Raw genomic sequence first — 23,415 nt, forward strand, 5'->3', positions numbered from 1 at the left:
GCGGGGAGGCCGTGCTGCGCGAAAAGACCCGCGCGCTGCTGATCAAGGGGGGCATGCGGCCGGGCCTAAAATCGAAAACCGGCTGGTCGAGAGCGGCTGCGAAACCGTGTTCGTGTCGCCCCGCATCGACACGCGCCACACCCACGGCACCGGCTGTACGCTGGCGAGCGGGATTGCCGCGGGGCTGGGCGCGGGGATGGACCTGCGCGCCGCGACGGGGCGGGCGATCCGCTTTGTCGAGCAGGCGATCGCGCATGTGCCGGGCCTTGGCCACGGGGGCGGGCCGTTGGGCCATGCGATGGGGGGCGTGCCGTTCGACGCCACACGCCCCATCGGGGATCAGGGTTTGGCCTACGGCAGCTGATAGAAGCGGGTGACGCGGTCCCACGCCTCATCCGCGGTTTCGACGATGCGGAACAGCTTCAGATCCTTGGCCGAGATCACGCCTTCCTCGGCCAGCGCCTCGAAATTGACGACGCGGGTCCAGAAATCCTTGCCGAAGAGCAGGATCGGGATCGGCTTCATCTTGCCGGTCTGAATGAGGGTCAGCAATTCGAAGAATTCGTCGAACGTGCCGAACCCGCCGGGGAACACCGCCACCGCCCGCGCACGCAGCAGGAAATGCATCTTGCGCAGCGCGAAATAGTGAAATTGAAACGAGAGGCGCGGCGTCACATATTCGTTGGGCGCCTGTTCGTGCGGCAGGACGATATTGAGGCCGATCGATTCCGCGCCCGCATCCTGCGCCCCGCGATTGGCGGCCTCCATGATCGACGGGCCGCCGCCCGATGTCACGACGAACTGACGCTTGCCATCCTCGATCACCGCGGCGGAACTCGCGAGGAAGGCGAGCTTGCGCGCCTCGGTATAGAATTTCGCCTTCTCGATCAGCTTCTCGACCGTCTTGGCCTGGCGGTCGTCCGTTTCGGTCGCATCCTTCAGCAGATCGGCCTCTTCGGGCGAGGGAATGCGCGCCGAACCGTAGATGACGAGCGTAGAGCCGACGCCCGCTTCCTCGAGCATGGTTTCCGCCTTCAGCAGCTCCAGCTGAAACCGGACGGGGCGCAGATCCTCGCGCAGGAGGAAATCGGTATCGCGGAACGCCAGCTTGTACGCCGGATGCCGCGTTTGGGGCGTATGCTGCGGCGAGGCGTCCGAAAAGGCCGCCTCCTGTTCCGCCTTGTAGAATTTGCGCGGGGTGAGCGAGCGGTCGGGATTGGACGGCTCGCCATGCGGGCCGGGAACGCCCGGTTCGGTGGGCGGATCTTTGCGTTCGGTCATTCTCGGTTCCCTCTCCTGCGCCGGGCGCATCCCGTATGGAATAGCCAGCCCAGATAGGGGCCGGGGCGCCAGACGCAAGCCGGAGCGGGCGGGATTGTGCTCCGCCGCCGGGAGAAACCGCCCCGCCGCGCCGGCCTATGCCGCGAAACGCATCGTTCCGGGCGTGAGAGCGTGCGCCCGCCGCGGCGTACGCTCCATCTTGAACTTGCCGATTTCTTCTGCAAGCGAGCTGGCTTCGCTGGTGAGCTGGCGGGCGGCGGCGGTCGCCTGCTCGACCATGGCGGCGTTCTGCTGCGTCACGCCGTCCATTTCGGTCACCGCACTGCTGATCTGGGACAGGCCATCGGACTGCATGTTGGCGGCACCCGCGATATCCTCGATCAGCGTGCTGATCTGCGCGATGCGGTCGATGATGCGTTTGAGCGATTGCCCGGTTTCGCCGACGAGGGTGACGCTTTCCTGCACCTGCCCGGCGGTCGCGTTGATGCGGGATTTGACGTCCTGCGCCGCCTCTGCGGAGCGTTGCGCCAGGGCACGAACCTCGGATGCGACGACCGCGAAACCGCGCCCCGCATCGCCGGCACGCGCCGCCTCGACCCCGGCGTTGAGCGCCAGAAGGTTTGTCTGAAACGCGATGCCGTCGATGACAGAGATGATGGCCGAAATCTCGACCGACGTGGTTTCCAGCCGCTCCATCGCCGCGACGGTGCGTGTCACGACGGTGCCGCCGCGCCCTGCGTCGTCCTTGGCATCGGCGACCGCGGTGCTTGCCTTTTCGGCATCTTCGGCGGTCTTGCGCACGGTTTCGGTCAGCTGGCGCAACGCGGCCGATGTTTCCTCCAGGCTGGCCGCCTGGCGTTCGGTACGCTGCGCAAGGTCGTCGGATGCCTGCGACACTTCGCCTGCACCGACCCTGAATTCGGAAACGCTGTCGCTGACCGAACCGATGGTCGCGGCAAGTTCCGTGACGGCGGCGTTGAAATCGTGCCTGATCTGGGCATAGGCTTCGGGAAGCTCGCGATCGATGGTGCAGGTGAGGTCGCCGGCGGCGAGGCTGGACAGATGTTCGGCCAGCACTTCGGTCGCATCGGCGGAGGCGCGCGCCTTTTCCCGTTCCGCATCGACGACGGCCTCGCGGAAACTATCGACCGCGCGGGCGATATCGCCGATCTCGTCACGCTGATCGAGATGCGGCACTTCCGCTTCGCCCTTCGATGCGGCGAGCCCGCGAATGGTAAGGGCGAGCCGCTGTATCGGGCCGACTACCTGGGTGCGAACCGTGGCGATCGCGGCAAGGCCGATGGCGCCGGCAACAACGACCAGTGCGATCATCAGGTTGCGCATGAAATAGGCATGCTCGATTTCCTGCGCGCCGGTGGATTCCGCAACGTCGATCTGCAATTCGACGAGGGCGCTGATATGTTCGGACACGGGGTCGATGGCGGGATAGAGATCTTCCCGGGCAAATTGCCGCAGCGCATCGGCATCACCGCGTTGCAGAATCGATTGCAGCGTGTCGAGCCGCGCATCGGCCGCGGTCATGCGGACCTGCGTCTGCTCGACCATGTCGGCTTCGGTCTCGGTCAGGCGGGTCGAGCGGTAATTGGTCCAGCGCTCGCCGATTTCGGCACGGCCGGACGCGATTTGCCGGCCCGCCTCGGCATAGGTGAGGCTGCCGCTGCGCGCCTTGTGCGTGGCATCGACGATGTCCACCGCGTATTTGTCCGCCACGACCTTGAGATCGCCGACCGCCGCCACGCGGTCCGTGACGATCGTTTCGAACGCGGCGGTCGTATTCGCCATGGTCAACAGGGACAGCGTCGCCATCGCCGCAATGATGAGGATGAGGCCAGCGAGGCACGCGGTAAGTTTTCTGCGAATTGTCATGGGCGGCGTTGTGATGCGCAATCATGTAAAAACGAAGCAGGCGCGATTACGCAGACATACGTGTGGGACGCGCGATTTTGGTTAGCCATCGCGGCGCGGCGGGCATGGCCCGATCGCAGGCCCTATGTCGCGATGCACCATATCTTAAAGCGTTGTGGCCGATGACCGCATGCACGTCGGACGTGGGCATTCATGGAAATGCACGGGTCCATGCCGCGCCCCGCAAAACGGGGGCCGTTCGCAAGGTTCTCCTCCATGGTGTTCAATGATGGTCGGCAATGGGTTCGGGCCCTGAAGAAACGGATCGGGCGCGTCTCGCTACCGTCCGCATTCGATTCCCGGCTCGCACTCCGTTTCGTGACCTTCGTCGTCGCGCCCTCGGTGGTCTTTGCGCTCATCGTCCTGCTTTTTTCGGCGTGGAGCTTGCAGACCACCGTCCGGCAAAGCGATCAGGCCATGCGCGACCGGCAGGTTCGCGAAGTGCGCGCGACGATCGCCGGCGTGCTCGACGAACTTGCGCAGACGCAGGGCGGCGTTGCGATCTGGGATCCGGCCTGGGAAGAGGCGCGCAAGCCCGACCCCGATCTCGACTGGATCGAGGATAATGTCGGAATATGGCTGCACCATACCTTCGGCCACGATTCGATCTACATCCTCAATGCCCGGAACGAACCGCTCTTTGCCATGGTCGATGGCAAGCGTTCGGATGCGGACAGCTACCGCAAGGTCGCCGCCGATCTTGCCCCGCTCGTGGATTCGGCGCGCGGGATCGGGCCGCGCCCGCCATCCGTGCATGACCGGCTCGACGGGCACGCGCTTCATCCCGACAGCACGGTCCGTACGTCCGAATATGCGATCCACGCCACCGATCTTGCAAAGATCGACGGGCGCGCGGCGGCGGTGAGCGTCATGCGCATGTTCCCCAGCTCCTACTGGAACGAGGCCGATGCCGGAACCGAGCCCCTGCTTGTCAGCGTGCGCTTTCTCAATTCCGGTCTGCGCAAGAGCCTCGCCGATTTCGGCATGATCGAGGGGGCACGCGTGACCCCTCGCCCGGATCTGCCCGGTTCCGGAACGCTCAGCCTGCGGCTTAAATCCTCCACCGGAGAGCCGATCGGCTATTTTACGTGGCGGCCGCAGATGCCGGGGCGCGCCATCCTCAAATCGATTCGCGGGCGCGTCATCGCCGCGCTGGCCGCGATGGCCGTGCTGCTGACTCTGCTGCTGGCCGGGATCGGGCGGTTGATGGCGCGGGACGCGAAACTGATCGGCGAAATCTCCGCCGCGCATACCGAATTGCAGGCGAAGGAGGCGCAGGCGAATTACCTCGCGCTTCACGATTCGCTCACCGGACTGCCCAATCGTACCGCCTTCATGGATTTCGTCGACCGGGCGTTGTCGGCGCATCACGGCGGCGAAGGACCGGCGGTCATGCTGGTCGATCTCGACAGGTTCAAGCAGGTCAACGACACGCTGGGTCACCTCGCCGGCGACCGGTTGATCGAACAGGTCGGGGAGCGGCTGTTCGCCGTAACCCCTTCGAACGGCATGGTGGCGCGGCTGGGCGGGGACGAGTTCGCGATCTGCCTGCCTGCGGGACCGGGCGGACCGGAGGCGGTGGCCATTGCCGAGGCCGCGCTCGAACAGCTGCGCGAGCCGTTTTCGATCATCGGCTCGACCGTGCATATCGGCGGGAGCATCGGCATCGCGCTCGCGCCGAGGCAGGCGGTGGCGCGCACCGAATTGCTGCGCCGTGCCGACATCGCGATGTATCGTGCCAAGGAGCAGGGCCGCGACGGTTGCCGGGTGTTCAGTGCGGACATGGACCGGACGATGTTGCGCCGCCTCCGGATCGAGGAGGACCTGCGCAAGGTGCTCACCGGCGACGAGGGCCTCTATGTCCAGTTTCAGCCGCAATATACCGCCGAGGCCGGACGCCTTGCCGGGTTCGAGGCGCTGGTGCGCTGGACCCATCCGACGCTCGGTGAACTCGCGCCGGACGCGTTCATCCCCGTGGCGGAGGATTGCGGGCTCATTCTCCCGCTCGGCATGTGGGTTCTGAAGGAAACCTGCCGGGTGGCGCGCGCATGGCCGCGGCTCGGCTTTGCCGTCAACGTCTCCCCCGTGCAATTGCGGGCGCCGGGCTTCGCAAGCCAGGTCACCGCCGCCGTTTGCGAGGCGGGCGTCTCCCCGGCGCAGATCGAACTGGAAATCACCGAGACGATGTTCCTCGACACCGACGAATCGATCAGGAGCACGCTGGCCGCATTGCGCAAGGCTGGATTCCGCCTCGCCATCGACGATTTCGGGACCGGTTTTTCGAGCCTCAACTATCTCAGCCGGTTCCATGTCGATCGCATCAAGATCGACCGCAGCTTCGTCGCCCGGCTGGGACAGGATGTACAGGCCGGTGCCATCATCGAAACGGTCATCTCGCTTGGACAGGCGCTGGACGTGTCGGTGATCGCCGAAGGGGTGGAAACGTCGGAGCAGAGGGCTTTCCTGCAACTGGCCGGGTGCAACACGTTGCAGGGGTTCCTGTTTTCGGCCGCGGTGGACGAGCGGGACCTGCCCGCGCTGCTCGAATCGCGGCGGCCTGCCCTGTCCGGGCTTTGACCGGGCACGGCGGAACGCCGGGCCTCGCGCGCCGCATTTCCGCATGGCGGGACGGCGATGCCGCATTGGGTCCGATCATCGTGACCCCGGACGCAATTCCCGACCCATGGAGGCTGCGCCGCTTGCTCCCCGTCAAAAATCAGGAAAAGCAGCGCTCCGGTATCAGCCGCACGCTGCTTAAAATCGAGCGGCAGATCGCCAATATCGGCCTTGGCATCATGCCGGAACGGCGCGGCAGTATCGCGAACACAACACATGATGGCGCGGGCTCAGCCCTGCCCCCCTCGAGAACAAGTATGGCCAGTCGATGCGATCGAGAGACGGCAAGGACGGCGGGGATGAGCCGCCGGTATTGTGGATAGCAGGTAATCGGGCACAATGTCCGTTGCATCAGCCCAAATCGCATCGCCCTATAAAACAGACCGCGCCGCTAGCCTCCTCCATGAAGGGCATGTGAGGCTACGCCACCGATCCCCCTTATCAAAGCGCGCAATGCACCGCGCGATCACGGTGATGGCGTGCTGTTTGCAATTGCCGTTCGTTCTCACCTCACAGCTTCCCGGTCAACTCGGGCACCGCATTATACAGATCGGCGACGAGACCGATGTCGGCGACTTGAAAGATGGGCGCGTCCTCGTCCTTGTTGATGGCGATGATGGTCTTTGAATCCTTCATGCCGGCAAGGTGCTGAATCGCGCCCGATATGCCGATGGCGAAATAGATTTCGGGCGCGACGATCTTGCCGGTCTGCCCGACCTGATAATCATTGGGGACGTAGCCTGCGTCGACCGCGGCCCGGCTTGCGCCCACGCCCGCGCCCAGCTTGTCGGCAAGCGGCATGATGATGCTCTCGAACGTCTCGCCGTCCTTGAGTGCGCGGCCGCCCGAGACGATAATCTTCGCACTGGTCAGTTCGGGCCGTTCGCTCTCGGCCAGTTCGGCGGATACGAAGCGCGATTTGCCCGTGTCGCCAGTGCTGGCCACCGCTTCTATTTCGGCATTTCCGCCCGTCGCTTCCGCCTTGTCGAAAGCGGTGCCGCGCACGGTGATCACCAGCCTGGTATCGGTACTCTCGACCGTGGCGATGGCGTTGCCGGCATAGATCGGGCGGGTGAAGATTTTCTCGCCTTCCACCGACAATATGTCGCTGATCTGCATCACGTCGAGCATCGCCGCAACGCGCGGCGCGATATTCTTCCCGGTCGTCGTGGCGGGGAACAGCACGGCGTCGTGGTGATCCATCAGGGCCGCAATCAACGGCGCGACATTCTCGGCCAGCTGATGTTCGTAGGCGGCATCGTCCGCGAGATGAACCCTGGCCACACCCGCGATCGTGCTCGCGGTGTCGGCGACGGCGCCGCAACCCGCCCCGGCGACGAGCAGGTGGACCTCGCCCAGCTTCGATGCCGCGGTGACCGTGGCGAGCGTCGCATCGCCCAGATGCGCATTGTCGTGATCGACATAAACAAGGGTCTTCATGATTTCTTTCCTTCCCGGGATCGCTTACGCGGCGCCCATGGCCTTCAGCCTGGCGACCAGCTCATCGACATCGGCGACCTTGACGCCGGCCTGTCGCACCGGCGGTTCGGACACGTTCAGCGTCTTCAGCCGGGGCGCGATGTCGATGCCGTAATCGACCGGTGCCTTCGTCTCGAGCGGCTTCTTCTTGGCCTTCATGATGTTCGGGAGCGATGCATAGCGCGGCTCGTTCAGGCGCAAATCCGTCGTGACGATCGCGGGGGTCGACAGGCGCACCGTTTCCAGCCCGCCATCCACCTCGCGCGTCACCTTCACGTGGTCGCCGTCCATCTCGACCTTGCTGGCGAAGGTGCCCTGCGGCCATTCCAGCAGCGCGGCGAGCATCTGACCCGTCTGGTTGCTGTCGTCGTCGATCGCCTGCTTGCCCAGGATGACGAGGCCGGGTTCGACGTCCGCCGCCACAGCTTTGAGGATCTTGGCCACGGCAAGCGGTTCGACTTCCTCGTCGGTCTCGATCAGGATCGCGCTGTCCGCGCCCATCGCCAGCGCCGTGCGCAGCGTTTCCTGCGCCTTGGCCGGGCCGATGCTCACCGCCACGATCTCGCTGACGGCGCCTGCTTCCCTCAACCGGATCGCTTCTTCCACCGCGATCTCGTCGAACGGGTTCATGCTCATCTTCACATTCGCAAGATCAACACCCGAGCCATCCGCCTTCACGCGCGGCTTCACATTGTAATCGATCACCCGCTTTACCGGGACCAGTGCTTTCATGGACATCTCTCCGCGACAATATGCTCACGCGTATCGTAATGATGCGTACTGCTTTTGCAATCCAAGTTTTGCTGGCTTCGCGGGGCTTGCCTAAAGACGTTCGCATGCTAACTATACGCAAACGGTTGGACACACCCGTCATCATGAACGGGAGCGAGGAGAGATATGGCCAAGGGCAAAGTTATCATCAGCTGCGCGGTCACGGGCGCAATCCACACGCCCAGCATGTCGCCCCATCTTCCGATTTCGGCAGAGGAAATCGCGGAATCGGCGATCGGCGCCGCAGAGGCCGGCGCCGCGATCATTCATCTGCACGCCCGCAATCCCGAGGATGGGCGACCGGATCAGAACCCTGATCTATTCGAACCTTTCCTGAAGGTCATCCATCAGCGCAGCGATGCCGTGCTCAATCTCACGACGGGCGGCCACCCGTCGATGACGGTACAGGAACGCATACGGCCCGCCGATCGGTTCGCGCCGGAAGTCGCCTCGCTCAACATGGGGACCATGGGTTTTGGCCTGTTCCCGATGCTGGAGAGATACAAGGACTGGAAATACGAGTGGGAGCCGGCTGCGCTCGACGCGTCGCGCGACCTGGTGTTCAAGAATACCTATGCGGATATCGAGCATCTGCTCGCCACGCTTTCCCCCAAGGGAACGCGTTTCGAGTTCGAATGCTACGACACCAGCCATTTGTACAATCTCAAATATTTCCTGGATCGCGGCCTGGTGAAGGCACCTCTCTTCATTCAGACCTGCTTCGGGATTCTCGGTGGAATCGGCAGCCATCCCGACGATGTGATGCATATGAAACGCACGGCCGACCGGCTCTTCGGCGACCAATATGAATGGTCGGTACTGGGTGCCGGTGCACGGCAGATGGCCATTGCATCGATGGCGGCGTCGATGGGCGGCAATGTTCGCGTGGGGCTTGAAGATTCGCTCTGGGCCGGGCCCGGCACGCTGGCCGAAACCAATGCACAGCAGGTCCGGCTCGTCCGCCAGATTATCGAGGGCATGGGCCTGTCCATTGCAACGCCCGACGAGGCGCGCGCCATCCTTGACCTCAAGGGTGCGGACCGGACCGAGATCTGACGGCGATCATGGGAGACGCCCTGTCCCGCGCCGCCGAGAGCCACGGCCAGAAGACCGCGCTTGTCATGGCAGACGGGCGCAAGCGCCTGACCTTTGCCGAACTGGACGCGCATGCCGATGCCGTCGCCGCAACGCTTCGGCAGCAGGATATCGCGGAAGGCGAAACGATCGCGTTGCTGTTCGACAATGATCTGTCCGTCGTCGAATGGTGGTGGGGCGCGCGGCGCGCAGGCGTCTGGTACGTTCCGGTCGGCACGCGCCTTCTGCCGACAGAAATACAATACATCCTCGACGACAGCGCGGCGAGCCTGCTCGTCGCGAGCCCCGACATGGAGGATCTTGCCGCCAGCGCCGCGGGCGGGCATGTGCCCGTCTTCCGCGCACGCGACCTGGATCCGGAGCTGATATTCGACAGCACCGCAGCGACGCTGTGTGGCCGCGAGATGATCTACTCATCGGGCACGACAGGGCGGCCAAAAGGCATTCGCAGGCCGCTGACCGGAGCGGATGACACCAGCTTGCCGCCGCTCGAACATCGCATGCGGGCCATTTTCGGCTATGACGAGAATACCGTTTATCTGTCCGCGAGCCCGCTTTATCACGCAACCGGACGCTTCCTGAACCGCGTGCTCGAAGCGGGCGGAACGGTTGTGGTGATGCCCCGCTTCGATCCGGAGGAGGCGCTGGCAGCCATCGAGCGATATAAGGTGACCCACAGCCAGTGGGTCCCGACCATGTTCCGGCGAATGCTGTCCCTGCCCGAGGATGTCCGCGACCGATACGACACGTCGTCGATGCAAGCGGCGCTGCATGCCGCGGCCCCGTGCCCCCTGACGGTCAAGCGGGCGATGATCGATTGGTGGGGACCGATCGTGCACGAATATTACGGCGGCACCGAAAATGCCGGGGTGACTTATATTTCGGTAGAAGAATGGCTTGAACGGCCCGGCTCGGTCGGTCGCTCCATTGCGGGCGCAATCCATATTCTCGACCCCGACGATCTCTCGCGAACACGTCCGCCGGGCGAAATGGGAGCCATCCACTTCGAGGGGGGCGTCCCGTTTCGCTACACGCTGCCCGATGGGGGCCATGCCGACAATGCCACGCCGCAAGGCTACACCGGATATGGCGACATCGGGCATGTCGATGAGGATGGCTATCTCTACATCAGCGATCGCCGGGACGATCTCATCCTGTCGGGCGGGGTCAATGTCTATCCCAGGGAAGTCGAGGCTGCGCTCGAACTCCATCCCGGTGTCAGCGAAGTGGCGGTTATCGGCATTCCCGATGCGGATCTCGGCCAGATCGTGTGCGCCATCGTCGTGCCTCACCGGCCAGACGAGAGCGCTCTTGTCGATACGCTCGGCGCGTTCGCGCGCGAGCGATTGTCGTCGATCAAGATTCCCCGGCGCATCGTCCTGACGCACGAGATGCCTCGGAACGAAACGGGCAAGCTGCTGAAACGGGTCCTGCGCGAACGCTACGGGCAAGCGGCCCTTTCCGACCGGAAGCAGGACGTGCGCTGATACGACCATGAATCAATCTACCGAGTAATTCGAAAGGATGGCCGACAATGGCTGGCAAATGGTTTGACGAACTCGAAATCGGCATGATGTTCGAACATCCGATCCGCCGCACGATCACCGAAACCGACAATGTGCTCTTCACGGCGATGACGCATAATCCCGCCCTTCTTCACCTTGACGAGGAATATATGAAGGGCACGGCCTTCGGACAGCGGGTCGTGAACTCCGCTTTCACACTCGGTCTGATGGTCGGCATATCGGTCGGTGACACGACGCTGGGTACCGCGGTCGCCAACCTCGGTTGGGATGAGGTGCGGTTTCCCAATCCGCTGTTTCACGGCGACACGATCCACGTGACGACCGAAATAATCGAATTGCGCGAATCACAGTCGCGCCCGAATGCCGGCATCGTGACGTTCCTCCACCGCGCTTTCAATCAGAAGGACGAGTTGGTCGCGTCCTGCAAACGTTCGGGGTTGCAGCTCAAAAATCCGGAGGCTGCATGACGGTCCCCCTTCGATCCTTCCTTTTCATTCCCGGGGACAGCGAGAAGAAGATCGCCAGGATCGACAGCACCGCCGCCGACGCGTTTATCCTCGATCTTGAGGATTCGGTCGCTCCGGCGCGCAAGGAGGCGGCCCGCGAAATGGTGCCCGCGTTTATCGCAGGGCGTCCAATCGGCCAGCGCCGGGCGCAATACTGGGTGCGCGTCAATCCGCTCGACAGCGATGCGGCATTGGCCGATCTGAGCGCGGTCGTCGCGGCACACCCGGACGGGATCATGCTGCCCAAGGTCGATGGTCCCGACGATGTCGCGAGGGCCGGCCATTATCTCGACGCCTTCGAGGCGGCCGCGGGGCTGACGCCGGGTTCGATCCGCATCCTGCCGGTCGCGACCGAAACACCTGCTGCGCCGTTTACGCTCGGCATGTATGCAAAGGCCCGCCTGCCCCGCCTTTACGGACTGACCTGGGGGGCCGAAGACCTCAGCGCGGCGATGGGGGCAAGCGGCAACACCGATGCAAGCGGGCGTTGGACCAACACCTATCGCATGGTGCGATCGCTATGCCTGTTGGGCGCGCATGCCGCCGGCGTCGAGGCTGTCGACACGCTCCATGTCGATTTCCGCGATACAGACGGCCTGCGGCGATCGTGCGAAGCGGCACGCGGCGAAGGGTTTTCCGGCCGCATCGCGATACATCCTGCCCAGGTCGATATCATCAACGCGGCTTTCGTCCCCACCGAAGCCGAAATCGAATTCGCCCGACGGGTGGTGTCGGCGTTCGACGCCGAACCCGACGCCGGTACGTTGAGTATCGATGGCAAAATGCTGGACATCCCGCATCTGAAGCAGGCGCGGCGAACCATCGCCCTGTACGAGGCGCGCTGCTGACCCCTCTCTCCCTCCCCCCCGAGGGATTCCGGTCACGCGTCAATAGGACTTGGGCAAGCCCAGCTTCCGTTCGGCGATGAAGCTGAGGATGAGCTGTTCGGTGATCGGCGCGATACGAAGCAGGATCGATTCCCGGAACAGCCGTTCGACCTGGTACTCGGTGGAATAGCCCATGCCCCCATGCGTCATCACCGCCCGCGTGCATGCGTCGAACGCAGCACGGGCCCCCAGAAACTTGCCTGCATTGGCCTCGGCCCCGCAGGACTGGCCACTATCGTAGAGATTGGCGGCCCGCATGATCATCCAGAAGGCGCTTTCCAGATAAGCCCAGTTCTCGGCGAGGGGATGCTGAATGCCTTGATTCTGGCCGATGTAGCGCCCGAATACCTTGCGCTCCGCAGCATAGGCGGCCGCCCGCTCCAGCGCGCCGAAACCCAGCCCCACCGCTTCCACACCCACCAGAATGCGTTCGGGGTTCAGACTGTTCAGGATATATTTGAACCCCTCCCCTTCCTCGCCGATCCGGTCGGCTTCGGGGATGAAGTAATCGTCGATGAAGGTGGCGTTGGAATCCACCGCGTTGCGGCCCATCTTGGGAATGCGCCTGACCTCGATCTGTTCGTGGTCGAGATCGGCATAGAAAAGCGTCATGCCGTCTGTAGGACGCTTGCATTCTTCCTTGGGAGTCGTGCGGGTCAGCAACAGGATCTTGTTCGCGACCTGGCCCGACGAGGTCCAGATCTTGCGCCCGGTTACGCGATATCCACCGTCTACCTTCGTGGCGAACGTCTTGATGCTGGTGGTATCCAGCCCGGCATCCGGCTCCGTTACCCCGAAACAGGCCTTGTCCTCACCCGCGATCAGCGGCTTCAGCATCCGCTCCTGCTGCTCGGGCGTGCCATGGACAACGACGGCATGGGGGCCGAAAAGATTGAGGTGCAACGTGCTCGCAGCCGAGTAGCCCCCTTTGCCCTTCGTGACTTCATGCATCATGAGCGCCGCCTCGGTCACGCCGAGGCCTGCACCGCCGAGCCGTTCGGGCATCGTAATTCCCAGCCAGCCGGCATCGGCCATCGCCTTGTGGAATTCGAACGGGAATTCCTTGTCCTGCTCCTTTTGGGACCAGTACTCGTCATCAAAGCCGTCCACCACACGGCGAACTCCTTCGCGGATCGCCTCCTGATCTTCTGAAAGCCGGATATCCATGCAAGCACCTCTGCTCATCTCTTATGTCTTCTCGTCTGGTTGAACGACCGGCTCGGGCCTCGTCAAGATTTTTCGTTCGCAAGCGTACTTATTTTCTAAAAAGCTGCCGCCGCCTGCGCCATATGGGATTTTCGGGCATGATGGCCTTGCATGGCGCATAATTGTAATCTAGCGTATCAATAAGGGATGATCCGCGTGATCAGGGGCACTGCAACGGGGCGCAAAACTCGATGTCGCAATCCACATCCGGTCGCCTTGTCGCGATCGACGGCGCACATAATTTCCGCGACATCGGCGGGTACCGAAATCGCGACGGCAAAATGACGGCGTGGGGGCGCGTCTTCCGTTCCGGCACGCTTGCCGATATCGTGCCCGATGGCCTTTCGATCATGCAATCCCTCGGGCTAGCGACCGTCTGCGACCTTCGCTCGACTGGGGAGCGGGAAGCCGCGCCAAGCCGTTTTCCGGAAAACCACGGTTACAACGTGCTGGCGCGCGATCATCTGGAGAGCAGCGTCAATCTGAAGACCATGCTGGTCGAGCCGGACTTGACGGCTCCCGAAACGCGCGAAATCGTTGCGGAATTCTACCGGAAACTGCCCGAAGAGCAGGGCGATTCTTACCGGGTGCTTTTCAAAGCGCTGGCGCAAGGGGAATGGCCGCTTCTGTTCCATTGCGCTGCGGGCAAGGACCGGACCGGCGTCGCCGCCGCGCTGCTGCTGGATGTGCTGGGGATCGACCGGCAAACGGTCATCGAAGATTACGTCCTGACCGATCTATTCCTTGACGATGCCTGGCGGATTTTTCGATCTAGGCGATCGGACCACCCATTCTCTGGGCTCGACGATGACGTCTTCGCGCAAATGCTGCGGGCGGATCCGTATTATTTGATCGCGATGTTCGGCGCGCTGGAAAAGCAATATGGTTCGGCAAGCGGTTACGTGATCGACTATCTCGGATTATCGGCTGAGCAGCTGGGCGCGATCCGCGACCATCTGCTGGTGGAGGGATAATTGCGCAACAGCTGCCCCAACCACGGACCTGTCCGCCCGTGTCGATCAGGCCGTCTTTCGGCATTGCGCGGGCACGGCATCGCTCCATGACCAATCCGCCTCCGACCATGTCCCTGTCCGGCCATCCGCTACCGGAGTACGACGAGCCGATCCGCGATCCCGTCGGCACCACGCCAGAGCGGCGCGCCGGTTCGATCAGGCGGACGACATCCATGGACGTGGTCTGGCCCGAGGGGCGCGATGGCGGTTCGCTGGTCATCGGGAAAGGTCGCGACGCACTGACCCTGGCCGATTTCTCGCTCGTCCCACTCGGCAATGCGGCCATGCGCAGCATTCTCGATGGAAGGACAGTCACGGAAATAAGCCTGTCGGACTGCGCGCTCGACACCGCGCAGCTCGCCGGGATCGATGCGGGTGGCGGGTTGCGCAAGGCGTTCGATCAGCTCTTTCCCGACGAACGACGGCGCGGATCGCTTTGCCATCTTCTGGTCGATGATCTGGCGGGGACTTCACTGGTCAGCAAATGGACGCCGAATTACTGGAAAAGCCTGGCCGATCCGTCGTCCATCCCGGATGGTCCGGGGCGCAAGATGGAAGGTGTGTGCATCGGATTTCGCCCGGGTTCCGCTGCCTTGCTGCCCGGCGGCGCGCGTCGCCAATCTCCCAATGTGGTGCGGCTCCCCCCGCTGATCCATGCCGATGACCGGGCCGGCTGGCACGAACTGCCCATGGCGACGGGCATGCATTTTCGCCGCGTGCGCCGCGTCGACATCTGGCGCGATGGTGACGCGTTCATCGTCGACTGCCATTTCCAGGACAGTTCGAGCGCGCCTGATGCGGGAAAAAGGATGGGCATCCACGAATATGGCACGAGAGTTGTCGCCGAAGCCGACGGCATTATCCGCTCGATTGCGGTAACGCCGGGCACCTTGCCTTATGCGGCATGCCGCGCCGCGCCGGTGAACATGGATATCTTGCTGGGCACGCAGCTCGCCAGGCTGCGTACATCCGTCATGACCCATTTGAAGGGCACGGCGGGCTGTACGCATCTGAACGACGTCATGCGGTCACTGGCGGACGTCCCGGCCTTGGCGCGCCGCCTGCCTTGATCATTTGCAGCGGCCGGTTCATGTCATGACGCGGGCACGTAAAGAAGCCGGCGCTGCGTATATTCTTCCAGCCCCGCCTGGCCCAGCTCCGTCCCCATTCCGGACTGCTTTGCGCCGCCCATGGATACGAACGGGTTCACATTCATGTGCGTGTTGATCCATACCATGCCCGTTTCGAGCCGTTCTGCCACCGCCTTGGCCCGTGTGACATCCCGAGCCCAGACGGTGCCGCCCAGCCCCTGATCGGAGCGGTTGGCGCGTTCGATGGCGTCGTCGAGATCGGAATAGCGTAGCACCGGCAGAACCGGTCCGAACTGCTCTTCGCGGACCAGCCGGGCATCGTCGTCAATATCGCGGACGATGGCCGGACGCATAAAATAGCCGGGACCATCCTTCAGCTCGCCACCCGAAATCTTCGCGCCGCGTTCCACCGCATCGGCCACCATGTCCCGGACCTTGTCGAGTTGCATGCGATTCTGCAGCGGCCCGAATTGCGTGCCCTGTTTCATGCCATCGTCGACGACCGCCTGCGCCGCCAACAGCTCGAGCTCCGTGCAGATATCGTCGTAAAGAACATCGGGGACATAGGCACGCTTGATCGCGAGGCAGATCTGACCCGAATTCGCCATCGCCCCTTCGAACAGGGATGCGGTAGTCGTCTTGGGATCGACATCGTCCAGCACGATGGCAGCATCGTTGCCGCCAAGTTCCAGCGTGATGCGCTTCAACAGGCTCGACGCACCTTCCATGACCTTCTTGCCCGTCGCGGTCGAACCGGTGAACGACACCTTCGCAATGTCGGGATGAGCGGTGAGATCCCCGCCGAGATCGTTCTGATCGACGATGATATTGAACACGCCGGGGGGCAGATGGCGGTTCAGGATCTCGCCCGCCATGAGCGAGGACAGCGGCGTCGTCGGCGCCGGTTTCGCGACCACGGTGTTGCCCGCCAGCATGGCCGGCACCACCTTGAGCATCATCAGCGCCACCGGAACATTCCACGGTGTAATGATCGCCACCGCACCGAGGGGATAGTGCTGCTCCACGAACTGGCCGCCTTCATCCTCTCCCACCGTCCTGTCGTCGAGGCTCAGGGAGGAGAGCGCCTGCCCGATCATGGCCGCCCCCATGACCTCTTCCTGCGCAACGGCAAGAGGCTTGCCCTGCTCTGATGTGAGCACGCGGGCAATATCGCCTGCCTGCTCCAGCATCGCCTGGCACGCCTTGGCCAGCATGGCGCGCCTTTCGGCAAGCGGGGTCGCCTTCCACGCCGGAAACGCCCCCACTGCCGCTGCCACCGCATCGTCCAGTTGCGCCTTGTCGGCACGCGGACAGGCGGCAACGACCTGCTCCGTCGCGGGGTTGATCACATCGATCGTCGATACGCCGTCCACGAGTGATCCGCCGATAATCTGTTTGAAGGACCGCATGGAATTCTCCTTAAAGGTCAAAGCCAATCGTTCCGCCAAAGGTCAGCGGAGGGGCCGGAGCCATGATGTCGCCAGACCCGTTTTGATTGAATGTGACGGCGTATTTTTCATCGAGGAGGTTCTTGCCCCAGATCCGGACCCAGAAATGGTCATCGGGGGCCGTCCACTGAATCTGCCCGTTCACCATGTTGACCGCGTCCTGCTTCACGCGATTATCGACCGCCCAGTAGAACGAGCCGTTATAGGCGTAGGCGATGCTGGAATTCACACGTCCGCCGCTCCCCAGACCGAACTCGTGCAAGAGGGCGAGATTGGCGCTGAAATCCGGCGTATTCACGAGCTTGTTGCCCGTTGCCGAACAATAGAATTGCCCGGAATCGGCGGGATTGGAACAGTCGGGATAGACGTAATTGCCCAGCCCCGGAACATAGCCCGGGTAATCGGGCGCGCCGTCCGGTTTTTGCAGGAAGCTGATCGTGGCGATCGGAAAGTCGCCATATTCGTGATCGAGATAGGTGGCGCCGCCCGTCATCGAAAAGCCCGCCCCCAGATCGGCGCGGAAATCACCTTCGATGCCATAAATCTGGGCGGAAGCGGCGTTGGTGAGCGTGGTGTTTGCACCGTTGACCTGGAACGCCTGAATATTCTCGTACTTGTAGTAGAACCCCGCAAGGTTGAACGTCACGCCCAGCGCCGGCGATGTCTTGATCCCCAGCTCATAGGCATCGAGCGTTTCGGGAAGTGCGGATCGGCCGGCGACGTGAGATTGAATACGCCGCTCTTGAAGCCGCGGCTATAGCTGGCATAGCCCATGAAATCGGGCGTAAACTGGTGGTCCAGCGCGATGCGCCAGCTGGGTTTCTTGAACTTTTCTTCCTGCGCAACCGAACCCAGTGGGAACAGGGTTCCGTTCGGCATCAGACGATCGCCGTATGGTGTGGGCACCTGCCCGCCGATGTCGAAGAACTGGTCTGCGTCGAGCGTGCGCTCATCCACCGTGTATCGCGCGCCAAGCGTGAGATTCGTATCGCTAAGGAATTCCCAGGTGGCCTGCCCGAAAATCGCATAGGACTGGGTTTTCTGCGCCGAGTTGATCACGAGGCGATTGGCAAGACCGCCCGTCTGCCCCTCGATCGCGAGTCCCGCGATCTGGAACGGGTTATACTGGCTCTTCCCGTCGAGGTAGTAGAGACCGACGATCGCATCGAGGCCGTCCCTGGCATAGGAAAGCTGCAGTTCGTTGGTGAACTGGTCTTCCTGATTGAACAACGGGGCGTCGACGATCTTGAGCGGAGTCCCATCGACCTCGACTCTCTGATACCCATCGCTGCCGCGATAGGCCGCGAGGTTCGAGATCGTGAAGTCGCCGATGTCCTGATCGATACGGAAGTAGGCGCCGTATGATTCGGTCTTGAAAAAGGGTTCGAATTCGCTGATCGAATCGTAATAACCGTTCCCGGCTGCCAGATATTCGGCATACCCTGTGCCGTTCAGCAATTGCGACGTCGGAGCCGGGCGGTACGCAAGCGCCAGCGAACCATCCGCCCGCGCCCAGTCCGCAGCGATGGTGATCTTGGTCGCGCTGCTCGGAAGGAAGATCAGCTTGCTGCGCACGATCAGGTCGTTGCTGGCGTTGACATCGCGATTGATGATGCGGTTCTCGCCGAAACCCTCGCCCTGATCCCGCAGATAGGCTGCAAGATCGATCGCTATCGTGTCGGTAATGCCGCCGGAGACATAGAGCGATCCCTCCATCGTCTTGTAGTTTCCATAACCGACCGATGCCCGCAGAAGGGGATCGAAGCTCGGCTCCTTCGTCACGACATTCACCGCGCCGCCCGTGGCATTGCGGCCGTATAGCGTACCTTGCGGACCTTTCAGAACCTCGACCCGCTCGATATTGGCCAGCGCGAAATTCGATCCCGCCATGGACGGCAGGTAGACACCGTCGATGAAGGTCGCGATGGCGCTGTCCTGCCCGGTCGACCCGCCCTGCGTCCCGATGCCGCGCAATGTGAAGTTCACCGCCTCTGTCGTGCGCGTGACATTCAGGCCGGAAACCGCAACCACGAGGTCGTTCGTGGACTGAATCCCTGTCTGACCCAGCGATTCGGACGTGATCGCACTGATCGCGATCGGCACATCCTGAATGCTTTGTGCGCGCTTTTGCGCGGTCACGATGATCTCTTGCCCTCGCGCTTCGTCTTCGACGACGGAATCCTGGGCCAGTGCGGGATTTGCCCCCGCCAAAAGCGCCATCATCATAGCACCCGTGCTTACAGTGGTCCTCACGATCTCTCCTCTCCCATTTTTCAGGCCTGCTTTGCGCCGGCCTATTCGTCTTGAAATCTAATGAAGATGGGTTATTGTCAACTAAAGAATAGTACACCACAGCATTAATTTGGGCGCTGTCGTGGGAAAGTCGGGAGAGAGAAACTGAAACCGGATCGCAAGGCGTGGCCAGCGGGCCGTTTCCATTGGCCCGATCCCGAAGCGACTGGCGATGCCAACTCGAGGCCGGCTGCTGACCCTGTGTTCGATTCTCGGTTCTTTTCAGTCTAAGGAAATATCCAAATGAAGATACAGGCAGCAGTCGCACGCGACATCGACGGCATCTTTTCGGTCGAGAATGTCGATCTTGCCGATCCCCAGCCCGGCGAAGTGCTGGTGAGGCTGGTGGCCACCGGCCTTTGCCATACCGATTATGCGATCATCGAACAGATCATGCCGATACCCTTGCCCATGGTGCTCGGCCACGAGGGGGCGGGGATCGTCGAAAGGATCGGCGCAGGGGTCGAGGGATTGTCGCCGGGCGATCATGTCGTGATGACATTCGACACCTGCGGTCATTGCGACGAATGCTCTCACGGTCATCCGTCGTATTGCGCCGAATACATGGCGCGCAATTTCGCGACCCGCCGCCCCGACGGATCGCCCACGATCCACGACGCCGACGGGGAGGCGCTGGGCGCGGTATTCTTCGCGCAATCCTCGCTGGCGACCTATTGCATTGCGCGGGCCAGCAACACGATCAAGGTGCGCGAGGATGCCCCGCTCGAATTGCTGGGCCCTCTGGGTTGCGGCCTGTCGACGGGAGCGGGTACCGTGATGAACGTGCTGCGCCCCGACAAATCGCATACGATTGCCGTGTTCGGGACAGGCGCCGTCGGCATGGGCGCACTTATGGCTGCGAAGGCGCTCGGTGCGGGGCGAATCGTCGCCATCGACCGTGTCGCTTCGCGTCTGGAACTCGCGCGCGAACTGGGTGCGACCGATACGATCGATACGTCCGGGGTCGATCTTGGCGAAGCGCTGGAGTCACTGGGCGGGATCGACTTTGGCGTTGACACCTCCGGGGTTCCTGCCCTGATCGCGGCGGCAACCGATGCCCTGCGGCAGCGCGGCACGCTGGTTCTTCTCGGTGCCAGCAAGCATCAGCAGGTGACCCTCAACGTGCTGCCGTTGATCAGCGGCAAGGTGATCCGCGGCGTAACGAATGGCGACATCGTGCCATCCCAATTCATCCCCAGGCTCGTCGACATGTACATGGACGGACAGTTCCCGCTCGACCGCATCTCCTCTTTCTATCCGCTCGAACAGGTCAATACCGCTCTCGAAGATTCGCTGTCGGGCAAGACCATAAAGCCGATCATCCGGATGAAACCCCCGCTGTGAGCAGCGAGAACGCAAGGCGGATTCTCGTCACCGGTGCGGGCCGAGGTATCGGCCGGGAAATTGCGCTGGGATTTGCGGCGGAAGGCGCGGAGATCATCCTCGCCGCACGCTCGTCGGATGAGCTTGAGACAACCTGCGCCGATGTCGTGCGAAGGGGCGGATCGGGCCATGTCGTCCCGACCGATCTGAACGATCCCCAAGACATCGAGGCGCTGGCGGAAAAGGCGCTCGCACGCGGCAATATCGACGTGCTGGTCTGCAACGCAGCCTTTTCGCCCGTGCCGCAATCGCTGCTCGACGCCCGTCCGGACGACTGGTTGAAAACCATGACGGTCAATGTCGCGGCAACGCTGAGACTGGTGCAGCGGCTTGCGCCCGGCATGACAGGCCGGGACGGGGCCAATATCATCGTCGTTTCCTCCATCCGCGGTCTTGGAGGGACGCCGTCCGGCGGCCTCTACGGCTCGTCCAAGGCAGCGCTCAATCATATGATCAAGACGCTTGCCTGCGAACTCGGGCCTCAGGGCATCAGGGTCAATGGCATACTGCCCGGCCCGGTGTTGACGCGCATGACCACCGATTTTCTTCCGGACAATGAGGCGCTCTTCGAATTCTATGGCGATATCGCGCCGATCAAGGGATGGACCATGCCGGACGACATGGTCGCACCGGCGCTTTTCCTGGCGTCTGCCGGCGCGCGCAAGGTAAGCGGTCACCTGCTGGTGGTCGATGGGGGGCTGTCGGCGATCAACGCGGATGCGATTGCGCCGCCCGCCGCTCTCCTGGGCTGATGCAGCAGTGCCCTGCGCGTCAATCGGACATCAATCCGATACGTAGTTCGGCCATCCGGTTGCCAGATAACGCCGAAACTCCGCGCCCACGCTTTGTTCAGCGAGATAGGCGCGGGTTACGGGGAATTTGGAGGCGACGAAGTCCGGCTCTGCCAGGACACGGGCGGCAAGATCCTGGTGCAGGATAGCGCCGCGCCCGAAAAACACGAAATCCGCACCGGCGTTCAGGCAGTCGGCGGCATCTGCGGTCGAGAAGATATGCCCGGCCACGCCGACCCGCGTACCGCTCGACCGGTCGAGCGCCCCGAAAACATCCACCAGCCGTTTGGGATGATAGGCCTCCTCGTCCGGCAATTTGAAACTGTCCCACAAGGACAGGTCCAGAAAGTCCAGCTTGCCCCCGTCGACAAGCTCCTGCGCAAAGCGGAATGCCTCGGCGGTTGAATAATCGTATTTTTCCGGTGAAATGCGACAGCCGAGCTGAAAATCCGGCCTTGTCGCGGATCGGATCCCATCGATAATCTCGTGATAGATGCGGGTCCGGTTTTCATAGCTGCCGCCGTACTGGTCATCCCGCAGGTTCCTGGAATGGCTGAGAAACTGGCAGAGCACGTAGCCGTGCGCCCCGTGCAGCGACACGCCGTCCATCCCCGCCTTATCGCAACGCACCGCGGCGGCAATGAAGGCATCGACCATTTCCCTGACCTCGTCGGTGGTCAGGGCGCGGACGTTATATTTCTCGTTCGCGAAGGGCGCCACCGCCTGCTCGCCGGAAATCTCGGGATTGGCGCGCGATCCGGCGTGATGAATCTGTACGCAGGACGCAGCGCCCCGCTCTCGCAGACCATCGGCGAGCCGCCGGAGCCCGGGAATATGGTCGTCGGCATAGACGGCAAGCTGCCCCGGAAAGGCCACGCCGTTCTTCATCGGAGAGGCCCCGCAGGTCATGACCATTCCAAAGCCGCCCTCGGCCCGGCTGGTGAGGAAGCGATATTCGTCCTCGCCCAGCGTGCCGTCGGCATGGCTTTGCCAATTGGTCAGCGGCGCGAGCGCGATACGGTTTTTCCAGTTCGGCCCGCGCGGCAAGCGAAGCGGTTCGGAAAGATTGGCTGTCACATGATTCTCCGACAAGCTGGAAATGGGGGCGGCAGACGATCTGGCACCACCGGAATCTAGCGCCCTTTCCATACGGGCGCGCGTTTTTCGGCAAAGGCCAGGGGGCCTTCCTTGATATCCTCGCTCGCACGCCAGGCGCGGAATTCGGGATAATCCGGCTGCGCTATCAACGCAGCCTCTATGTCCGGTTCGGCCAGTCCTCGCGCAATCAGCGCCTTCGACGTGCGCACCGCCACGGGCGACGCTTTTAGTATGTCGTCGCACCAGCGCTTCACCGCTTCGTCCAAGGCGTCGAGCGCAACCACCTCATTGACAAGCCCCATGCGCGACGCCTCGGCAGCTGTCAGCCGGCGACTGGCGAGAATGGTGCCCATCGCCAGCTTCAACGGCATCTGCCGGGCGAGCCGGTGCAGGCCCCCGCCCAATGCGACCGCGCCGACCAGCGGCTCGGGAAGCCCGAACGACGCGTGGTCGGCCGCAACGACCAAATCGCATGCAAGCGCGATCTCGAAACCGCCTCCCAGCGCGATCCCATTGACCGCCGCAATGAATGGTTTCGGACAATCGAAACGCTGGATCAGACCGGCATAACCATGTTCGGGATAAGATGGCGGCAGGCCGTCGCGTGAGGCCGCCTTCAGGTCCGAACCCGCACAGAATGCCGTGTCGCCCTTCCCCCTCACGACGCAGATCCACTGGCTGTCATCATCGGCGAATTGAGTGAACGCGCGTTCCAGTTCCTGATGCATGGCAGGGTTGATCGCATTCATCACATCGGGACGGCTCAAAGTGACGAAAGTCACCGGCCCGTCGCGCCGAACCTCCACGAACTCCATACACTTATCCCCTTCCCGCGCCGAATGGCCTAGCCGTACGCATGATTATCATATATCTGCATACCTAAAGCAGGAGCAGGAGCAAGGCAAATGTCCGAAACGCGACCCGGCGGATGCGATCATGATGGGCCGCAATGGCGTCGGTCCCGTTGCACGAGGTCGATATTCTGCGCGCGACCAGGCATTGCCGC

General features: G+C 62.7%; 20 protein-coding genes. 10 read left to right on the plus strand and 10 right to left on the minus strand.

Translation table 11 applies throughout. From position 1 onward, the window contains the following. Positions 1–106: 106 nt before the first annotated feature. Entirely contained in the window at positions 107–364 is a 258-nt protein-coding gene (locus JD971_RS17095; protein WP_371809742.1) for a bifunctional hydroxymethylpyrimidine kinase/phosphomethylpyrimidine kinase, read from the plus strand. Here the strand turns inward: JD971_RS17095 and JD971_RS06220 are convergent. Both JD971_RS06220 and JD971_RS06225 read right to left on the minus strand, forming a co-directional pair. Further along, positions 352–1,281, minus strand: a complete 930-nt coding sequence (locus tag JD971_RS06220) for a TIGR00730 family Rossman fold protein (protein WP_202086714.1) — start codon at positions 1,279–1,281, stop codon at positions 352–354. The genes JD971_RS17095 and JD971_RS06220 overlap by 13 nt on opposite strands. Positions 1,282–1,416: 135 nt before the next feature. Then, positions 1,417–3,168 (minus strand): methyl-accepting chemotaxis protein, encoded by a 1,752-nt coding sequence (locus JD971_RS06225; protein WP_202086715.1) that lies wholly within the window; start codon positions 3,166–3,168, stop codon positions 1,417–1,419. Between the two features lie 255 nt (positions 3,169–3,423). Between JD971_RS06225 and JD971_RS06230 the strand changes: the two genes are divergently transcribed. Continuing rightward, the gene (locus tag JD971_RS06230) at positions 3,424–5,784 is read left to right on the plus strand and encodes a bifunctional diguanylate cyclase/phosphodiesterase (protein WP_202086716.1); all 2,361 of its coding nucleotides are present in this window, start codon (positions 3,424–3,426) and stop codon (positions 5,782–5,784) included. A gap of 549 nt (positions 5,785–6,333) precedes the next feature. Here JD971_RS06230 and JD971_RS06235 read toward each other — a convergent pair. After that, positions 6,334–7,263, minus strand: a complete 930-nt coding sequence (locus tag JD971_RS06235) for an electron transfer flavoprotein subunit alpha/FixB family protein (RefSeq protein ID WP_202086717.1) — start codon at positions 7,261–7,263, stop codon at positions 6,334–6,336. A gap of 24 nt (positions 7,264–7,287) precedes the next feature. Continuing rightward, positions 7,288–8,034, minus strand: a complete 747-nt coding sequence (locus tag JD971_RS06240) for an electron transfer flavoprotein subunit beta/FixA family protein (protein WP_202086718.1) — start codon at positions 8,032–8,034, stop codon at positions 7,288–7,290. A gap of 165 nt (positions 8,035–8,199) precedes the next feature. On the opposite strand from JD971_RS06240, the gene JD971_RS06245 reads away from it, so the two are divergent. From JD971_RS06245 to JD971_RS06260, 4 genes are read left to right on the plus strand one after another with little or no spacing between them, the layout of a single operon-like run. Next, on the plus strand, positions 8,200–9,129 hold the full coding sequence (locus tag JD971_RS06245) for a 3-keto-5-aminohexanoate cleavage protein (RefSeq protein WP_202086719.1): 930 nt from the start codon (positions 8,200–8,202) through the stop codon (positions 9,127–9,129). 8 nt (positions 9,130–9,137) lie between these two features. Further along, complete coding sequence (locus tag JD971_RS06250) at positions 9,138–10,655, plus strand: AMP-binding protein (protein ID WP_202086721.1); 1,518 nt, start codon at positions 9,138–9,140, stop codon at positions 10,653–10,655. Between the two features lie 47 nt (positions 10,656–10,702). Beyond that, positions 10,703–11,161: a MaoC family dehydratase gene (locus tag JD971_RS06255; RefSeq protein ID WP_202086722.1), complete on the plus strand. Its 459-nt coding sequence runs from the start codon at positions 10,703–10,705 to the stop codon at positions 11,159–11,161. Continuing rightward, positions 11,158–12,048 carry a CoA ester lyase gene (locus JD971_RS06260; RefSeq protein ID WP_202086723.1) on the plus strand — a complete coding sequence of 297 codons (891 nt, stop codon included), beginning with the start codon at positions 11,158–11,160 and terminating at the stop codon, positions 12,046–12,048. Before JD971_RS06255 ends, JD971_RS06260 begins: the two co-directional genes overlap by 4 nt. A gap of 39 nt (positions 12,049–12,087) precedes the next feature. Here the strand turns inward: JD971_RS06260 and JD971_RS06265 are convergent, their stop codons facing one another. Beyond that, positions 12,088–13,254: an acyl-CoA dehydrogenase family protein gene (locus JD971_RS06265; protein ID WP_202086724.1), complete on the minus strand. Its 1,167-nt coding sequence runs from the start codon at positions 13,252–13,254 to the stop codon at positions 12,088–12,090. Between the two features lie 230 nt (positions 13,255–13,484). Between JD971_RS06265 and JD971_RS06270 the strand changes: the two genes are divergently transcribed. Together JD971_RS06270 and JD971_RS06275 are read left to right on the plus strand one after the other, a co-directional pair. Beyond that, positions 13,485–14,267, plus strand: a complete 783-nt coding sequence (locus tag JD971_RS06270; RefSeq protein ID WP_202086725.1) for a tyrosine-protein phosphatase — start codon at positions 13,485–13,487, stop codon at positions 14,265–14,267. 86 nt (positions 14,268–14,353) lie between these two features. Further along, positions 14,354–15,376: a DUF2889 domain-containing protein gene (locus tag JD971_RS06275; protein ID WP_202086726.1), complete on the plus strand. Its 1,023-nt coding sequence runs from the start codon at positions 14,354–14,356 to the stop codon at positions 15,374–15,376. Between the two features lie 23 nt (positions 15,377–15,399). On the opposite strand, the gene JD971_RS06280 is transcribed toward JD971_RS06275, so the two are convergent. From JD971_RS06280 to JD971_RS06290, 3 genes are read right to left on the minus strand one after another with little or no spacing between them, the layout of a single operon-like run. Further along, a complete protein-coding gene (locus JD971_RS06280) occupies positions 15,400–16,806 on the minus strand; it encodes an aldehyde dehydrogenase family protein (protein ID WP_202086727.1) in 1,407 nt (468 codons plus the stop codon). Between the two features lie 10 nt (positions 16,807–16,816). Beyond that, complete coding sequence (locus JD971_RS06285) at positions 16,817–17,491, minus strand: TonB-dependent receptor domain-containing protein (RefSeq protein ID WP_236672312.1); 675 nt, start codon at positions 17,489–17,491, stop codon at positions 16,817–16,819. Next, positions 17,488–19,098: a TonB-dependent receptor gene (locus JD971_RS06290; RefSeq protein WP_202086728.1), complete on the minus strand. Its 1,611-nt coding sequence runs from the start codon at positions 19,096–19,098 to the stop codon at positions 17,488–17,490. The genes JD971_RS06285 and JD971_RS06290 overlap by 4 nt, the downstream gene beginning before the upstream one ends. A gap of 282 nt (positions 19,099–19,380) precedes the next feature. Here JD971_RS06290 and JD971_RS06295 point away from each other — a divergent pair, with 282 nt between their 5' ends. Both JD971_RS06295 and JD971_RS06300 read left to right on the plus strand, forming a co-directional pair. Continuing rightward, positions 19,381–20,481, plus strand: coding sequence for an NAD(P)-dependent alcohol dehydrogenase (locus tag JD971_RS06295; protein ID WP_202086729.1), 1,101 nt, complete (start codon positions 19,381–19,383; stop codon positions 20,479–20,481). Continuing rightward, positions 20,478–21,272: an SDR family NAD(P)-dependent oxidoreductase gene (locus JD971_RS06300; protein ID WP_202086731.1), complete on the plus strand. Its 795-nt coding sequence runs from the start codon at positions 20,478–20,480 to the stop codon at positions 21,270–21,272. The genes JD971_RS06295 and JD971_RS06300 overlap by 4 nt, the downstream gene beginning before the upstream one ends. A 30-nt stretch (positions 21,273–21,302) precedes the next feature. On the opposite strand, the gene JD971_RS06305 is transcribed toward JD971_RS06300, so the two are convergent. Together JD971_RS06305 and JD971_RS06310 are read right to left on the minus strand one after the other, a co-directional pair. Next, positions 21,303–22,388: an NADH:flavin oxidoreductase gene (locus tag JD971_RS06305; RefSeq protein WP_202086732.1), complete on the minus strand. Its 1,086-nt coding sequence runs from the start codon at positions 22,386–22,388 to the stop codon at positions 21,303–21,305. A gap of 56 nt (positions 22,389–22,444) precedes the next feature. Then, positions 22,445–23,224 (minus strand): enoyl-CoA hydratase-related protein, encoded by a 780-nt coding sequence (locus JD971_RS06310; protein ID WP_202086733.1) that lies wholly within the window; start codon positions 23,222–23,224, stop codon positions 22,445–22,447. Between the last annotated feature and the right edge of the window lie 191 nt (positions 23,225–23,415).

Origin of the sequence: Croceicoccus sp. YJ47 (assembly GCF_016745095.1) — a bacterium.
In the GTDB taxonomy this organism is placed as follows: domain Bacteria; phylum Pseudomonadota; class Alphaproteobacteria; order Sphingomonadales; family Sphingomonadaceae; genus Croceicoccus.

Excerpts from the sequence above, each read along its gene's own strand:
- JD971_RS06220 (WP_202086714.1), bottom strand. The coding sequence starts at position 1,281 with ATGACCGAACGCAAAGATCCGCCCACCGAACCGGGCGTTCCCGGCCCG.
- JD971_RS06295 (WP_202086729.1), top strand. The coding sequence starts at position 19,381 with ATGAAGATACAGGCAGCAGTCGCACGCGACATCGACGGCATCTTTTCG.
- JD971_RS06310 (WP_202086733.1), bottom strand. The coding sequence starts at position 23,224 with ATGGAGTTCGTGGAGGTTCGGCGCGACGGGCCGGTGACTTTCGTCACT.
- JD971_RS06270 (WP_202086725.1), top strand. The coding sequence starts at position 13,485 with ATGTCGCAATCCACATCCGGTCGCCTTGTCGCGATCGACGGCGCACAT.
- JD971_RS06255 (WP_202086722.1), top strand. The coding sequence starts at position 10,703 with ATGGCTGGCAAATGGTTTGACGAACTCGAAATCGGCATGATGTTCGAA.
- JD971_RS06245 (WP_202086719.1), top strand. The coding sequence starts at position 8,200 with ATGGCCAAGGGCAAAGTTATCATCAGCTGCGCGGTCACGGGCGCAATC.
- JD971_RS06250 (WP_202086721.1), top strand. The coding sequence starts at position 9,138 with ATGGGAGACGCCCTGTCCCGCGCCGCCGAGAGCCACGGCCAGAAGACC.
- JD971_RS06230 (WP_202086716.1), top strand. The coding sequence starts at position 3,424 with ATGGTGTTCAATGATGGTCGGCAATGGGTTCGGGCCCTGAAGAAACGG.
- JD971_RS06280 (WP_202086727.1), bottom strand. The coding sequence starts at position 16,806 with ATGCGGTCCTTCAAACAGATTATCGGCGGATCACTCGTGGACGGCGTA.
- JD971_RS06225 (WP_202086715.1), bottom strand. The coding sequence starts at position 3,168 with ATGACAATTCGCAGAAAACTTACCGCGTGCCTCGCTGGCCTCATCCTC.
- JD971_RS06260 (WP_202086723.1), top strand. The coding sequence starts at position 11,158 with ATGACGGTCCCCCTTCGATCCTTCCTTTTCATTCCCGGGGACAGCGAG.
- JD971_RS06265 (WP_202086724.1), bottom strand. The coding sequence starts at position 13,254 with ATGGATATCCGGCTTTCAGAAGATCAGGAGGCGATCCGCGAAGGAGTT.
- JD971_RS06240 (WP_202086718.1), bottom strand. The coding sequence starts at position 8,034 with ATGAAAGCACTGGTCCCGGTAAAGCGGGTGATCGATTACAATGTGAAG.
- JD971_RS06235 (WP_202086717.1), bottom strand. The coding sequence starts at position 7,263 with ATGAAGACCCTTGTTTATGTCGATCACGACAATGCGCATCTGGGCGAT.
- JD971_RS06275 (WP_202086726.1), top strand. The coding sequence starts at position 14,354 with ATGACCAATCCGCCTCCGACCATGTCCCTGTCCGGCCATCCGCTACCG.